The organism is Streptococcus sp. SR1 (assembly GCF_000526075.1).
In the GTDB taxonomy this organism is placed as follows: Bacteria; Bacillota; Bacilli; order Lactobacillales; family Streptococcaceae; genus Streptococcus; species Streptococcus halitosis.
In genome coordinates, this window is the sequence record NZ_JATR01000017.1 from 1 (window position 1) to 14,958 (window position 14,958).

Here is a 14,958-nt window from a genome sequence, read left to right on the forward strand (position 1 = left end):
ACTTTATCTTCATAACTCAATTTCATAATAAAACACCCCAAAAGTTAGATTCTTTCTGTCTAACTTTTGGGGTGCAGTTCAATATGGGAACCTTTTTTCTTTTACTGTAAAGGCTTAAACCCTATTTTTCAAAAGACTACTTATCTCAGAAGTTATATATCATATCAAAGACTCAGTTGAAAAACACCTAAATTTATACATATATAACTAAAGAAATGAAATCAACAGTGGTAGATATCATGAAGAAATATTCGTCTTTGGCCCCTTTTTGCCCCCTATACACAAAAAAAGCCTATTGACCAAGCTAGAAAGCTTGATACAATAGGCTTTTTGAAAATTCATTATTTAACAGCGTCTTTAAGAGCTTTACCAGCTTTGAATGCTGGAACTTTAGAAGCTGCGATTTCGATTTCTTTACCAGTTTGTGGGTTGCGACCTTTACGTGCAGCACGTTCACGAACTTCAAAGTTACCAAAACCAATCAATTGAACTTTTTCACCAGCTGCAAGGTATTCAGTTACTGCTGCAAATACAGCATCAACTGCTGCTGCTGAATCTTTCTTAGTCAATTCTGTAGCTTCTGCCACTTTAGCGATCAAATCTTGTTTGTTTGCCATGTTAACAAATCCTCCAAATAATTTCTGATTAACAAATATAATCATATCCTAAAATTGCCCATAGGTCAAGTCAAAAACGCCATTTCAAACATTTTTCTCTATTTTTTAGGAATTATAGCGGATTAGAATTGCCCAAGCATTCTCTCCAGTATGAGTTTGAATAATAGAGCCAGTTTCCAGTACAGAGATTGGTTTCTCAACATAGGCTTGCAATAAACTCTTCATCTCATTTGCCCATTCATTCGTTCCAGCATAGGAAATTCCAATTTCTGCAACTGATTTTTGGGAAAGAGTATTGGTTAATTCCTCAAGCCACTTTTTGAAAGTTTTCGCTCCACGTCCTTTGACGATTGGTTGAAGTTCGTGGTTTTTCATCTGCATCACTACACGAATATTTAATAGTGAGCTTAATAGTCCCGTCACACGTCCAATACGCCCACCTTTCACTAGGTTTTCTAGAGTCGAAACACCGATATAAAGCTCTGTGTGATTCTTCACTTCTTCTATATGTGCTAGAATAGTTTCTAAATCTTTACCCTCTTTAGCAAGTTTTGCAGCTTCAACAACTTGAAACTTCATAGCCTGATCTGTAAAGGAACTATCAATAACCGTCACATCAGAACTTGAGAGACTTGCGCCTTGGCGAGCAGCTTCAACCGTTCCAGACAAGGCATGAGACATATGAATAGCAACAACCTGACTGCCATCTTTTCCCAGCTCTTCAAAGACTTCAGCAAACACTCCTACTGGAGGTTGACTCGTTTTAGGGAGATTCTTGCTTTGTTGCATGAGATGAAGGAATTCCCCCTCTTTTAGATCAGCATCTGAGTAGAGTACGCCATCAATCATAACTGATAAGGGGACAATAGTGATATTTAATTCTTTAACTACTTCTGGTTCGATAGTAACAGAAGAGTCCGTTACAATTTTTACTTGTGTCATAAGTTCAATCTTTCTATTCTTCTCAATAGGATTGGGATTTTTCACTCTTATTATATCAAAAAAATGATAAAAAATCATAAGTAATTCAATTAAAAAAACTGAATTTTTGGTATAATCTATCTATAGAAAAGCGAGGAACAGCTATGATTCGAAAAGTTCAACCGATTATTACGATTATATTTGGAGCAGCTATCTATGCCTTTGGTCTCACCTACTTTGTTGTTCCTTATCATCTATTTGAGGGAGGGGCGACAGGTATCACCTTGATTACCTACTATCTTTTTAAAATCCCTGTCTCATTGATGAATCTCTTAATCAATATTCCTTTATTTATTTTGGCTTGGAAGATATTTGGTTCCAAGACCCTCTACTCCAGCCTTCTGGGTTCTATTTCTCTCTCTATTTGGCTCGCAATCTTTGAGCGTATCCCCTTGCAGTTTGATTTACAAGGAGACCTCATCATCGTTGCTTTAGTCTCAGGGGTTTTACTGGGAGTTGGTTTAGGAATTATCTTTAATGCTGGTGGAACCACTGGTGGTTCTGATATCGTTGCCCGTATCCTCAACAAGTACACCAATCTTTCGATTGGGAAATTGCTTTTTGGAATTGACTTTTTCATTTTAATGTTAATTCTGCTTATTTTTCAAGATCTCCGTCTTGTGACCTATACTCTCTTGTTTGACTTCATCATCGCTCGCGTTATTGACCTGATTGGTGAAGGGGGATACGCTGGTAAAGGATTTATGATTATTACTCAATATCCTGACCAACTGGCTGATAAGATTAATGAGGAGCTTGGACGCGGTGTGACCTTTATATCTGGTCAAGGTTATTACAGTAAGAAAGATTTAAAAATTATTTACTGTATCGTCGGTCGGAACGAAATCGTCAAAATGAAGGATATGATTCACCAAGTCGATCCTCAAGCCTTTATCACCATCACAGAAGCCCATGAAATTCTGGGTGAAGGCTTTACTTATGTGAAAGATTAAAAAGCTGGGATTTCCCAGCTTTTATTTTTCTTCTGTGAGGGTTGAATGATGGTAACCGTAAGTAAAGTAGATGATTAGACCAACTACAAGAGCAATGCTAAAGGCAATCCAGGTATCTAGACTATATTGAAGCATAAAGGAAACACAGATAAGGATGGAAAGGATTGGCAAAAGTGGCACCAAAGGAGTTTTAAACTCTCCTTTTTTTGGCATCCCCTTATCTTTTCTGAGTTTTATTATTCCGTAGGCTAGCAAAATGAGATAAGCTAAGGTACAGATATTTAAGAAGGCTGCAATACTGGCTAGAGGAAACACTCCTGCAGCAAGGGCTGAAACAACTCCTGTTAAGAGGGTCGCATTTTTAGGAACTCGGCTAGTTTTACTTAGTTGTTTAAAGCTTCGAGGTAAAAGTCCATCACGTGCTAAGCTATAAATCATCCGAGACAAAGCATAAGTCATGGAAATACATACCGTTATCAGGGTAAGAATGGCTACGAGCGAAACATAATTGGCTGCCCAACCGATACCAATACTCCGTAATGAAAATGCTACTGCATCGTCCACATTGAGCTTACTGTAGTGAACAATCCCTGTCAATACTAAGGTTACCAAGGCATAGAGAATGGTGACGATTGTCAGAGAAAGGACAATTCCGCGAGGAATATTTTTTTGCGGGCTTTGAATTTCATCAACTGCCATGGAAATAGACTCAAATCCGAGAAATCCAAAGAACATCAAAGATGCACCCGCCATAATCCCAGTACTTCCACCATATAGTTGACCAAAACCAAATGGAGCAAAATTCGTCCAATTTTCAGGCTTGATGTACCAAATACCAACTAGGATAAATAAGGCGAGAGCTGAGAATTTCAAGATTACTAGAAGCGAATTAAAGCGTAAGGCTGCCTTGGAATTTAATAAAACCAATCCTGTTACCAAGGTCAGCACTAAAATAGGCAGAAGATCGATATAGGCCCCCTGTTCAGGATTAAAGGTTCCATTCAAGGCTTGGGGCATGGAAATACCATAATCACTGAGTAAGCCCTTAAAGTAAGCTGCCCAGCCAGACGCCACACCTGAAACAGCCGTCATGAATTCCATGATGGTCAACCAGCCAGCAATCCAGGCTGGCAATTCTCCCAAAATCGCATAGAGATAACTATAAGCACCCCCAGTTGCAGGTACACGAGAGGCAAATTCTGCAAAAAAGAGAGCTGATAGAGAAACACACAGGGCAGAAATCACGATGGAAACCACTAGTGATGGACCGGCAAGTGTTGCTGCTGCAGTTCCTGTAATGGTGAAAATCCCCGTCCCTACCATGGCACCAATCCCCAATAGAATCAAATCCCACAATTTCAAATGGCGACGCATCTCTGTCTGTCTCAGACTAACATCCTTGGTTCTAAAAATATTCATACTCCATCTCCACTAAATGTAATTGTTTTATTTTACCATATAAAAGCATTTTTGTGAATATTTATTAGGTTCTTTTTTGAAAAAAATTCTGAACAGAAAGGATTCCTGTTCAGATTTTGCATATTCTTATCCGACTGAACCTTCCATTTCATAGCTAATCAAGCGGTTCAGCTCAACCGCGTATTCCATTGGAAGTTCTTTGGTGAAGGGTTCGACAAATCCCATGACAATCATCTCGGTTGCCTCAGATTCTGACAATCCACGGCTCATGAGGTAATACAATTGTTCTTCTGAAATCTTAGATACCTTGGCTTCGTGCTCTAATGCAACTTGCGAGTTGTGAATTTCATTAAATGGAATGGTATCTGACGCTGATAAGTCATCCATGATAATGGTATCACACTCGATGTGAGAAACAGATTTCTTAGAGTTCTTGTTAAAGGTTACTTGTCCACGGTAGTCCACCTTTCCTCCGCCTTTAGCGATGGATTTAGACACGATAGAGGAGCTTGTGTGTGGAGCGTTGTGGATCATCTTGGCACCCGTATCTTGGTGTTGCCCTGCATTGGCAAAGGCAATAGAGAGCATCGTACCACGCGCCCCTTCTCCATCCAGGTAAACAGATGGGTATTTCATGGTTGTTTTGGCACCCAAGTTACCATCGATCCACTCAACAGTCGCATCTTTCAAGGCTTTGGCACGTTTTGTTACCAAGTTATAGACATTATCAGACCAGTTTTGGATGGTTGTATAACGCATATAAGCTCCGTCTAAAGCGAAAATTTCTACAATGGCAGCGTGCAAGCTGTTGCTAGAATAAGTTGGTGCTGTACATCCTTCTACGTAGTGGACGCTTGCTCCCTCATCAACGATAATTAAAGTACGTTCGAACTGACCTGTATTTTCGTTATTGATACGGAAGTAGGTTTGAAGTGGAATATCTACCTTGACACCTTTTGGCACGTAGATAAAGGTTCCACCCGACCATACTGCTGAGTTGAGGGCCGCCAACTTGTTATCAGTCGGTGGTACCAACTTCGCAAAGTATTGTTTAAACAAGTCTGGGTATTCCTTGAGGGCAGAATCCGTATCTGTAAAGATAATACCCAATTTCTGGAACTCTTCCTTCATGTTATGGTAAACCACTTCTGACTCATACTGGGCAGAAGCTCCTGCTAGATAAGCACGTTCAGCTTCTGGAATTCCGATACGTTCAAAGGTTTCTTTAATCTTTTCAGGTACATCATCCCAAGAACGGGCTGGTTTATCAGATGGTTTTTGGTAGTAGATCAAGTCATCAAAGTCAATCTCTGACAAGTCTGCTCCCCAGGTTTGCATAGGCATTTTTTTGAAGGTTTCATAAGACTTCAAACGGAATTCTAACATCCACTCAGGTTCTCCCTTAGCAGCTGATAATTCGCGAATGACTTCTTCGTTCAATCCTTTTCCTGTCGATAGGACAGGCTCTACATCATCATGGAAACCAAATTTATATTCACCAAGGTCAATTGGTTTTGGTTCTACTCTTTCTTCAGCCATAATATCCTTTCTTTCATTCTTCATTTCTACTGATTCATAAGACAAAAGAAACTTGTCTTACTGTTTTTCTTGATCTTCAATTGTTTTCTTAAGTGCATTCCAAGCTAGAGTTGCACACTTGATTCGTTGAGGGAATTTGGCAACACCTGATAAGAAAGCTGCATCACCTAGTTGGTCTTGACGGTCATCCTTTTGACCTTGAACCATTTCAGAAAAGATGGTTGCAAGTTCTAAAATTTCTTGCTTGGTTTTTCCTAAAACGGCATCTGTCATCATACTAGCAGAAGCAGTTGAAATCGTGCATCCTGAATTTAGAAAAGCAATATCTTCCAAACGGTCCTCTGCATCAAACTTGACAGAGAGGTTGATAACATCCCCACAGGTTGGATTATTGAGGCTAATTTGCTCAGCATCTTCCAGCTTCCCTTGGTGATGGGGATTTTTCGAATGGTCTGCCACCACTGCCATATAAAGGCTATCTAGTTTAGAAAGTGCCATTGAAAAACTCCTTTGTCTTTTGTAGGGCATCGACTAGCTTGTCGCAATCTGCCTTGGTATTGTAGATATAAAAACTTACACGAGCTGTTGCTGGGACTTCCAAATACTGAAGCAAAGGTTGGGCGCAATGGTGACCGGCTCGAACTGCTACTCCTTCATAATCCAGAGCCGTCGCAAGATCGTGGGGATGAAGATCACCTAAGTTAAAGGCAATGACACCTGAACGTTGAGCCAAGTCCTGCGAACCATAAATAGTCAATCCCTCAATTGCCTGCAATTTTGGAAAGACATATGCAATCAATTCCTGTTCATGAGCTTCAACGGCATCCATACCAATCTTTTCCAGATAATCCACTGCTGCAGCAAGTCCGATAGCACCTGCCATATTTGGCGTTCCAGCCTCAAATTTCCAAGGCAATTCCTTCCAACTAGCAGATTGTTCATAGACAAAATCAATCATCTCGCCACCAAATTCAAGAGGTGACATTTGTTCCAGATACTTTTCTTTACCATAAAGAACACCGATACCAGTCGGGCCAGCCATCTTGTGACCCGAAAAGGCAAAGAAGTCCACATCCAAGTCCTGGACATCAATCTTCATATGGGGCGTAGACTGAGCACCATCCACCACCATGATAGCTCCAACTTGGTGGGCTAATTGCGTGATTTCCTTTATCGGATTGACTACACCAAGAACATTGGAGGCGTGAGCTAGGGAGACAAACTTGACTTTATCAGTCAATTTAGCTCGCAAGTCATCCATATCCAGAGCTCCATGCTTGAGATAAACATAGACAAGCTCTGCCCCAGTCTTGCGACAGGCCTCCTGCCAAGGAATGATATTGGAATGGTGTTCCATGACAGAGATCAAAACTTGATCTCCCTCAGTCAGGATTTCCTCAGCAAAGCGTGCCACCCAGTTAAGGCTGGTTGTCGTTCCTCTGGTAAAAAGTACTTCCTTTGTAGAGCTTGCATTGATAAACTTACCAATGGTTTCACGAGCAGCTTCATAAGAAGCTGTCGCACGCTCTGCCAAAGTATGAACCCCACGGTGAACATTGGCATTGTCCTGCTTATAGTAGCGGTTGATTGCTTCCAGAACTGCTAATGGTTTTTGTGTCGTCGCAGCATTGTCCAGATAGACCAGAGGTTCATCGTTGACAATCTGGTCTAAAATGGGAAAATCCTTGCGAATCGCTTCTACATCTAACATAGGCTTCCCCTTAGCGTTTTGACAATTTTTCTTCGATAGTTGCAATCATTTCATCACGAACTTCTTTGACTGGAATCTCAACGATAACAGATCCAAGGAAACCACGAACAACCAAGCGTTCTGCAGTTGCCTTATCCAAGCCACGGCTCATGAGGTAGTACATATCTTCTGGATCCACCTGACCGATAGAGGCCGCGTGACCTGCAGTTACGTCATTTTCATCAATCAAAAGAATTGGGTTGGCATCTGAACGAGCCTGATCTGAAAGCATGAGAACACGACTCTCTTGTTGCGCATCCGCTCCCTTAGCACCCTTGATGATGTGGCCAATACCATTGAAGGTCAAGGTTGCTTTTTCAAGGATAACCCCATGTTGGAGGATATTTCCGATTGAGTTGCAACCATAGTTAGTCACTCGCGTATCAATCCCTTGTACTTGACGGCCACTTGAAAGAGCTACGGCTTTAAGGTCAGCATGGCTACCATTCCCAATCAAATCGCTATCAAAGTCCGCAACAACATTTCCTTCGTTCATGACACCAATTGCCCAGTCAATGCCTGCATCGTTGCCTAGTTTACCACGACGGCTAATGTAAGCAGTGACATTTTCACCTAGACGGTCAATAGCCGCAAACTTCACTTGCGCACCAGAACGTGCAATCACTTCTACTGTAATATTTGCAGTTGCCTTAGCACTACCTTCACCACGTGACTCTAAACGTTCTAAGTAACTAATCTTAGAGTTTTTACCAGCAATGATAAGGATATGCTTGTTAAATGGCACATCGCTATCGCTGTCTTGGTAGAAAATTCCTTCAATTGGCTCTGTGATTTCTACGTTATCAGGAATATAGAGTACAGCACCACTGTTAAAGTAAGCTGTATGGTAGGCTGCCAACTTGTCGTCATCATACTTAACTGATGACATGAAGGATTCCTCGATAAGTTCTGGAATTTCTTCTAAAGCTGAGTGGAAGTCTGTAAAGACTACTCCTTGTTCAGCCAATTCAACTGGAGTTTGTTCAAAAACAGTCTGCGTTCCTACTTGCACCAACTTCAAGTGGTTATCTAAAGCAGTGAAGTCAGGAACATTTGCTGACGGTTCACTTTCTGTGATGGTACCATCTCCCAGATTCCAACGGTGAAATTTGACACGCTCAATGACTGGTAATTCCAAACTCTCAATCTTATCAAAAGCTTTTTGACGGAGGTCTGACAACCATCTTGGTTCAGCGTGCATTTCTGAAAAAAGTTTAATAGTTTCTTTAGTCATTTACTTCTCCTAAAAGATACGAGGGAATTACAATTCTTCCTTGTAGTCGTAGCCAAGTTCTTCAGCTAGTTTTGCGTATCCTTCACGTTCCAAACGCGCAGCCAATTCCGGACCACCAGAAAGGACAACACGACCTTCCATCATCACATGTACCACGTCTGGCGTGATATAGTTCAAAAGACGTTGGTAGTGAGTGATAATCATAGCACCAAAACCTTCGCTACGCATGGCATTCACACCTTTAGATACAACTTTAAGGGCGTCAATATCGAGACCTGAGTCAATCTCATCCAAAAGGGCAAAAGTTGGTTCCAACATCAAGAGTTGAAGAATTTCATTGCGTTTTTTCTCTCCACCAGAGAAACCTTCGTTGAGGTAGCGCTCTGCCATTTCTTCTTTCATGTTGAGCAATTCCATTTTCTCGTCTAGTTTAGTGATGAACTCACGAATTGAAATCTTCTCGTCATCTTCTTTACCAGCATTCATGGCTGCACGAAGAAACTCAGCGTTAGTAATTCCAGGAATTTCTGATGGGTATTGCATAGCAAGGAAAAGTCCCATACGCGCGCGTTCGTCCACTTCCAACTCAAGGATGTTTACGCCATCAAACAAGACCTCACCTTTGGTAACTTCATAGTTTGGATTTCCCATGATAGCGGCAGAAAGAGTTGATTTACCAGTACCATTTGGTCCCATGATAGCGGCGATTTCTCCTGTTTTCAGAGTCAGATTGACTCCTTTCAAAATTTCTTTTCCTTCAATCTCAACGTGAAGATCTTTGATCTCTAATACTGACATGATAATTCCTTTCTTTTTCAGGCCTACTTCCCTTATCCTTAGCGAAATCACTTACATTTCTCTAAAAATACAAGAAAAGGTCCATAAATATACTCTACTAGTATAACAAAAAAAAGCCTAAAAGGCTTTGATTTTGTCTAGAAGCTTGGAGCTAGTCCTTGCGATTTAGGTGCTGATCAATGGTGTCTACAATTTTTCCTATCACGTAACTTAACCTAAAATTTCGAAAGAGTAGAATGGCCCAAAAGGCTGCCATGAAATAACGCCCGGTCATCCAGGCTTCATTGAAAAAATAAGTCTCAGCAGCCGTAAATAACGCTATCATAATAAATTGTTGTCTATTCATAAACTTATTGTATCATGAAATCTTTCTTTAGTCTTCCTCTACCTTCACTTTATCAGCCAAAAATTCAAATCCTTCTGGAATCAAACTCTCTTCTTCCACCTCTTGATTGGTTTGAGAAGACTTGTTTTTAGCTGAAAATGCTGCTCGAACCTCTTTCCATTCCTCCATGGAAATGGCTAAAATCTCAGGTGAAAAACCTGCTGCCTGACTGAGGATGTTGCCAAACATGGTGTTAAGATTATCCCGTCTCATAGTTTGCCCTGCATTGAAATTAGACTCAAAGGCTAAAATAGCATGATGTTCATTGGCCGCAACTGGTTGAGAACCAACAAGCAGAGCCTTATCCGGACCAGCTAAGCTTTCGATCACTTCTCCCCATGCATTTTGGAGGCGGATCAAGTTTTGCCGTGCCAAATCAGGATTTTCGACAGCTTCTTGCAGGATAGCCTGAACTTTGTTGCGATCCACTCGATAGACTGTCTTGGAAGTGGCTGGACGGCTAGGGACTGGCACCACTTGTTTAGGAGCTGTTCCAACATTAGCAAGTTCTTGTTTGAGACGAACTACTTCCTGTCTCAGTGCAGAAATTTCACTTTCGACAGTTTCTGAAAGCACTGATTCAGGCTTAATCTCAGCTAAACGAATGGTCATCATCTCAGCATAAATCTTAGGTTGCAGGCTTGCTTTCATATCTGCCAAGCTCACAGTCGCTATTCGAATCATTTCAAAGAGGCTTTCCTGTGATAAAGCTAGATTGTCCATAAAAACTGGACTATGATGAGTATTTTCGCCACCCGTCTGGACGACCAGTAAATCACGCAAATACTGCAAGAGATCCGTCACAAAACGAGTCATGCTCTTGCCATTTTCAAATAAAATATTCAGAGAATCAAGCGCTTTTGAAACATCCTGCTGAGACAAGGCAGCTACATAGTTATCAAGTGCTGATAGACTAATGGTACCTGTAATCTCCTCAGAGATAGCTGTGGTTAAAGCATTCCCTTGCGTCAAACTCAAAGCTTGGTCCAGAATAGACAAGGCATCCCGCATCCCACCTTCAGCCCGTCTAGCAATGATTTCCACAGCCTCTGGTTCAGAACTAATATTTTCTTTTTCTAAAATATGATGAATATGTGCCGTGATATCTTGAGTTCGAATCGATTTAAACTCAAAACGTTGGACACGCGATAAAATAGTTGCTGGAATTTTGTGCAATTCGGTAGTCGCCAAGATAAAGACAACATTCTGAGTTGGTTCTTCAAGGGTCTTCAAAAGCGCATTAAAAGCTCCTGTAGACAACATATGAACCTCGTCTATGATATAGACCTTATACCGTGCTAAACTAGGAGCGTAAGTAGATTTATCACGAATTTCACGGATCTCATCGACTCCGTTATTCGAAGCCGCATCCATTTCGATAACATCTTCTAGGCTACCTTCTGTCACTGCCTGACAGATATAACAGTTATTACATGGTTCTCCGTCTACCTGGTTTGGACAGTTCATAGCCTTGGCAAAAATCTTGGCTACACTGGTTTTCCCAGTTCCACGAGGGCCCGAGAAAAGATAAGCGTGACTAATCTTTTCCTGCTCAACTGCTTGTTTTAGGGTTTTAGCCACAACCTCTTGACCTACCAGTTGTGAAAAAGTCTGGCTTCTATATTTTCGATAAAGTGCTTGATACATTAGGCTTTCTCCTCAAACATCGTAAAGTCCCATTCTGTCTTATCAAGCAAAATAGCGACAAATTGTTCCAAGTAATCACGGTCAATGGCATTGTAATCATCAATAAGTGAAGAATCCAAGTCTAAGACACCCAGCAATCGACCATTCTTGAGCATGGGAACCACGAGTTCACTCTTGGCCATACTATCACAAGAAATGTAGTTTGGATAGGTGCTCACATCGCCAACCAAAACAGTCTCTTGAAACTCAGCAGCTTCTCCACACACGCCTTTTCCAAGCGGAATGCGAATACAAGAAACACCACCCTGAAAAGGCCCTAAAACCAACTCGCTACCATCAAACAGATAAAACCCTGCAAATACAGTATTCGGAAAGCGAGATTTTAGGAGGGCACTAGCATTCGAAAGATTGGCAAGAACATTGCTCTCACCTTCAAGTAAATAAGAGAGTTCCTCATTTAACAATTGATATTGTGATTGTTTTTCTGAATCTAACATAGAACTATTATATCAAAAATGAGAAAGAGACAAAAGAAAAATCCCTTGTTTTAAACAAAGGATTTTGTGATTATCAATTTGATTAAAGTTCGATATCACCGAACAAGTCAGCCATTGAGAATCCTGTTTGTGTTTCTGGAAGTTCGAAATCACGTTTTTCTTGACGTTTTGGACGACGTGGACGAGCAGCACGTTTTTCTTCTTTTTGTCCTTCTTCTTGAGCTGGACGCTCTTCAAGAGCTTTGATAGAAAGTGATACACGTTCTGCATCAGCGTTAACATCAAGTACTTTAACAGTAACTTCTTGACCAACAGTAAGAGCTTCTTTTGGATTTTCGATACGTTTGTGTGAAATTTGTGATACGTGAACAAGTCCATCGATACCTGGCAACACTTCAACAAATGCACCGAAATCAGTCAAACGTTTAACTGTTCCTTCTACTACATCACCTTTAGCCAATTTTTGCTCAACACCATCCCATGGTCCAGGTGTTGTTGCTTTAAGTGAAAGTGATACGCGTCCTTCTTCTTCGTTAAGATCAAGGATTTTAACCTCGATTTCTTCACCAACAGTTACAACTGATTTAGGTGATACGTTACGTTCGTGTGACAATTCAGTCAAGTGAACCAATCCGTCGACACCACCAAGGTCGATGAAAGCACCGAAACTAGTGATACGAGCAACTTTACCAGTTACGACATCACCAACAGCTAATTTACTGAATACTTCAGCACGAGCTGCTGCAGTAGCTGCTTCAACAACTTCACGACGTGAAAGGATGAAGCGGTTTTCTTTAGGATCAACTTCTTTGATTTTAGCATCAAATTCTTGACCTACGAAACGCTCAGTGTTACGTACGAAACGAGTATCCAACATTGAAGCTGGGATGAATCCACGAACACCTTCAAATTCTACTGAAAGTCCACCTTTAACGGCACGAGTTCCTTTAACAGTAACAACTTCTTCTTCGCGTCCTACAAGTTTGTCCCATGCTTTGCGAGCTTCAAGGCGTTTTTTAGATACAAGGTATGTAACTGTATCAGTATCTTTACCAACTACTTGACGAAGTACAAGAACATCCAATACTTCTCCTACTTTCACAAAGTCATTGATATCTGCATCGCGATCGTTTGTCAATTCGCGAAGAGTCAAGACACCTTCAACACCAGTCCCAGAGATTGCAACGTTAGCTTGAGTCGCATCAACTGTCAATACTTCAGCACTAACAACATCACCAGGCTCAACTTGGCTAACGCTATTTAGCAAATCTTCAAATTCGTTCATCTAAAAAATCCTCCAACAATCAAGTCTTTCCAAACTTGACATACTTATAATTTTTTTCCTAAGCACCCGCAAGGACATGTTCATATCGTTCACGTCTTTCAATTATAAAAATAAAATACCCTAAGATATTTTTCTTTTTATCTTGAATTCATTACCTAAGAACTGGGGTAGCTGGATTCGAACCAACGCATGAGGGAGTCAAAGTCCCTTGCCTTACCGCTTGGCTATACCCCAATGATGAATGGAGAGAGAGGGATTCGAACCCCCGAACCCGAAGGAGCGGATTTACAGTCCGCCGCGTTTAGCCTCTTCGCTATCTCTCCAATGTTCAACGAAGACTATTATATCATGAAATTTTCAATAAAACAAGTATTATTTTGTCAAATTATAGTTTTCAATCAAAATTTCCACAGCTTTTTCAAGTTTTTTATAAAAACTATCGACATTTCCATTCTTTATGATGGCAAATTGGTTATCTAATTCGGCAATTTCGCCAATGACCTTTTTCCCGATTGTCAAAACGTATCCTTCATAACTGTCTTTTCCAACAGTCACTTTAGCATCTGTTAATTGAATTTCAATTTTCTTATCTTTTTTACTCATACTGTACCTCTTTTCACTTTTTCTATTGTACAAGAAAAAGCTCAAACTAGCAAGAAAAAACTCCATTTCAGCCATTACAACTGCTATGGAGTTTCTCTTTGCTTCGTGTCTTTTAATCCACTTTGACAATCCATCCCTCTGGTGCTTCCACATCACCAAATTGGATACCCGTCAATTCATCATAGAGTTTACGTGTAACAGGACCTACTTCTGTTTCACTATAGAAAACATGGAAATCATCGCCATGTTGGATACCTCCAATTGGCGAAATGACCGCTGCAGTACCACAAGCTCCTGCCTCTACAAAACGATCCAAATTATCGATTGGGACATCACCTTCAATCGGTGTTAAGCCCAAGCGGTGTTCTGCCAAGTAAAGCAAAGAGTACTTGGTAATAGATGGCAAGATGGATGGACTCAATGGCGTAACAAATTCATTGTCTGCCGTGATTCCAAAGAAGTTAGCTGAACCGACTTCCTCAATCTTTGTATGTGTAGATGGGTCTAGGTAGATAACATCTGAGAAATGGCGTGATTTGGCCAACTTCCCTGGCAAAAGACTCGCAGCATAGTTTCCTCCAACCTTAGCCGCACCCGTACCATGTGGAGCTGCACGGTCGTATTCATCCTGAATCAAGAAGTTAGTTGGAACCAAACCACCTTTAAAGTAATTTCCAACTGGCATAGCAAAGATAGTGAAAATGTACTCTTCTGCTGGTTTTACCCCGATGATATCTCCGACACCAATCAAGAGAGGACGAAGATAAAGGGTTCCACCTGTTCCATATGGTGGGACGTATTCTTCATTTGCGCGGACAACTGCTTTACAAGCTTCTACAAACATTTCTGTTGGAACTTGAGGCATCAAGAGGCGGTCACAGGTACGTTGCAGACGCTTGGCATTTTCATCAGGACGGAAAAGTTGAATACTACCATCCTTCGTACGATAGGCCTTCAAACCTTCAAATGCTTGCTGTCCATAGTGGAGACTTGGAGAAGACTCTGAAATATGCAAGGTCGCATCCTCTGTCAATTCTCCTTTATCCCATTGACCATTCTTGTAATGAGCGATATAGCGATAAGGTAATTTCATATAAGAAAATCCAAGGTTTTCCCAATCAATTGCAACTGTCATGTGTTTCTCCTTTATACTATTCAAACTATGTGTTCTATTCTACACTTTTCTAGTAAAATTTCAAGTATTGTTTGTAATTTTCTGAAAATTTTTTCAACATAAAGAAATCAGCCCT

The 14,958-nt window shown here is 40.8% G+C and carries 15 protein-coding genes and 2 tRNA genes; 1 reads left to right on the forward strand and 16 read right to left on the reverse strand.

From position 1 onward, the window contains the following. Positions 1 to 341: 341 nt before the first annotated feature. On the reverse strand, positions 342 to 617 hold the full coding sequence (locus HMPREF1518_RS05910; protein WP_001284635.1) for an HU family DNA-binding protein: 276 nt from the start codon (positions 615 to 617) through the stop codon (positions 342 to 344). A gap of 105 nt (positions 618 to 722) precedes the next feature. After that, positions 723 to 1,559, reverse strand: a complete 837-nt coding sequence (locus HMPREF1518_RS05915; RefSeq protein WP_033584840.1) for a DegV family protein — start codon at positions 1,557 to 1,559, stop codon at positions 723 to 725. 143 nt (positions 1,560 to 1,702) lie between these two features. On the opposite strand from HMPREF1518_RS05915, the gene HMPREF1518_RS05920 reads away from it, so the two are divergent. Further along, on the forward strand, positions 1,703 to 2,551 hold the full coding sequence (locus tag HMPREF1518_RS05920; protein ID WP_000619963.1) for a YitT family protein: 849 nt from the start codon (positions 1,703 to 1,705) through the stop codon (positions 2,549 to 2,551). Between the two features lie 21 nt (positions 2,552 to 2,572). On the opposite strand, the gene HMPREF1518_RS05925 is transcribed toward HMPREF1518_RS05920, so the two are convergent. The 14 genes from HMPREF1518_RS05925 to HMPREF1518_RS05990 form a co-directional block, all read right to left on the reverse strand. Beyond that, on the reverse strand, positions 2,573 to 3,970 hold the full coding sequence (locus tag HMPREF1518_RS05925) for an APC family permease (protein WP_033584843.1): 1,398 nt from the start codon (positions 3,968 to 3,970) through the stop codon (positions 2,573 to 2,575). Between the two features lie 126 nt (positions 3,971 to 4,096). Further along, the gene (gene sufB / locus HMPREF1518_RS05930; RefSeq protein ID WP_000797056.1) at positions 4,097 to 5,509 is read right to left on the reverse strand and encodes a Fe-S cluster assembly protein SufB; all 1,413 of its coding nucleotides are present in this window, start codon (positions 5,507 to 5,509) and stop codon (positions 4,097 to 4,099) included. Positions 5,510 to 5,566: 57 nt separating this feature from the next. Further along, positions 5,567 to 6,007, reverse strand: a complete 441-nt coding sequence (gene sufU, locus HMPREF1518_RS05935; RefSeq protein WP_001218473.1) for a Fe-S cluster assembly sulfur transfer protein SufU — start codon at positions 6,005 to 6,007, stop codon at positions 5,567 to 5,569. Next, positions 5,994 to 7,220, reverse strand: a complete 1,227-nt coding sequence (locus HMPREF1518_RS05940) for a cysteine desulfurase (RefSeq protein ID WP_033584845.1) — start codon at positions 7,218 to 7,220, stop codon at positions 5,994 to 5,996. Before HMPREF1518_RS05940 ends, sufU begins: the two co-directional genes overlap by 14 nt. Positions 7,221 to 7,230: 10 nt before the next feature. Then, complete coding sequence (gene sufD / locus HMPREF1518_RS05945; protein ID WP_033584847.1) at positions 7,231 to 8,493, reverse strand: Fe-S cluster assembly protein SufD; 1,263 nt, start codon at positions 8,491 to 8,493, stop codon at positions 7,231 to 7,233. A gap of 27 nt (positions 8,494 to 8,520) precedes the next feature. Beyond that, complete coding sequence (gene sufC / locus HMPREF1518_RS05950) at positions 8,521 to 9,291, reverse strand: Fe-S cluster assembly ATPase SufC (protein ID WP_000114487.1); 771 nt, start codon at positions 9,289 to 9,291, stop codon at positions 8,521 to 8,523. Between the two features lie 151 nt (positions 9,292 to 9,442). Continuing rightward, on the reverse strand, positions 9,443 to 9,637 hold the full coding sequence (locus HMPREF1518_RS05955; protein ID WP_033584849.1) for a DUF3272 family protein: 195 nt from the start codon (positions 9,635 to 9,637) through the stop codon (positions 9,443 to 9,445). A 27-nt stretch (positions 9,638 to 9,664) separates the two neighbouring features. Continuing rightward, a complete protein-coding gene (gene dnaX / locus HMPREF1518_RS05960; protein WP_033584850.1) occupies positions 9,665 to 11,323 on the reverse strand; it encodes a DNA polymerase III subunit gamma/tau in 1,659 nt (552 codons plus the stop codon). Beyond that, on the reverse strand, positions 11,323 to 11,820 hold the full coding sequence (locus HMPREF1518_RS05965) for a GAF domain-containing protein (RefSeq protein WP_033584852.1): 498 nt from the start codon (positions 11,818 to 11,820) through the stop codon (positions 11,323 to 11,325). Before HMPREF1518_RS05965 ends, dnaX begins: the two co-directional genes overlap by 1 nt. Positions 11,821 to 11,902: 82 nt before the next feature. Next, entirely contained in the window at positions 11,903 to 13,105 is a 1,203-nt protein-coding gene (rpsA, locus tag HMPREF1518_RS05970) for a 30S ribosomal protein S1 (protein ID WP_033584854.1), read from the reverse strand. 162 nt (positions 13,106 to 13,267) lie between these two features. After that, a tRNA-Gln gene (locus tag HMPREF1518_RS05975) sits at positions 13,268 to 13,339 on the reverse strand. 8 nt (positions 13,340 to 13,347) lie between these two features. After that, positions 13,348 to 13,428 (reverse strand) — tRNA-Tyr (locus HMPREF1518_RS05980). A 49-nt stretch (positions 13,429 to 13,477) separates the two neighbouring features. Further along, positions 13,478 to 13,708 (reverse strand): DUF2969 domain-containing protein, encoded by a 231-nt coding sequence (locus HMPREF1518_RS05985; RefSeq protein WP_000037105.1) that lies wholly within the window; start codon positions 13,706 to 13,708, stop codon positions 13,478 to 13,480. Between the two features lie 112 nt (positions 13,709 to 13,820). Next, complete coding sequence (locus HMPREF1518_RS05990) at positions 13,821 to 14,843, reverse strand: branched-chain amino acid aminotransferase (protein WP_033584855.1); 1,023 nt, start codon at positions 14,841 to 14,843, stop codon at positions 13,821 to 13,823. Positions 14,844 to 14,958: the final 115 nt, after the last annotated feature.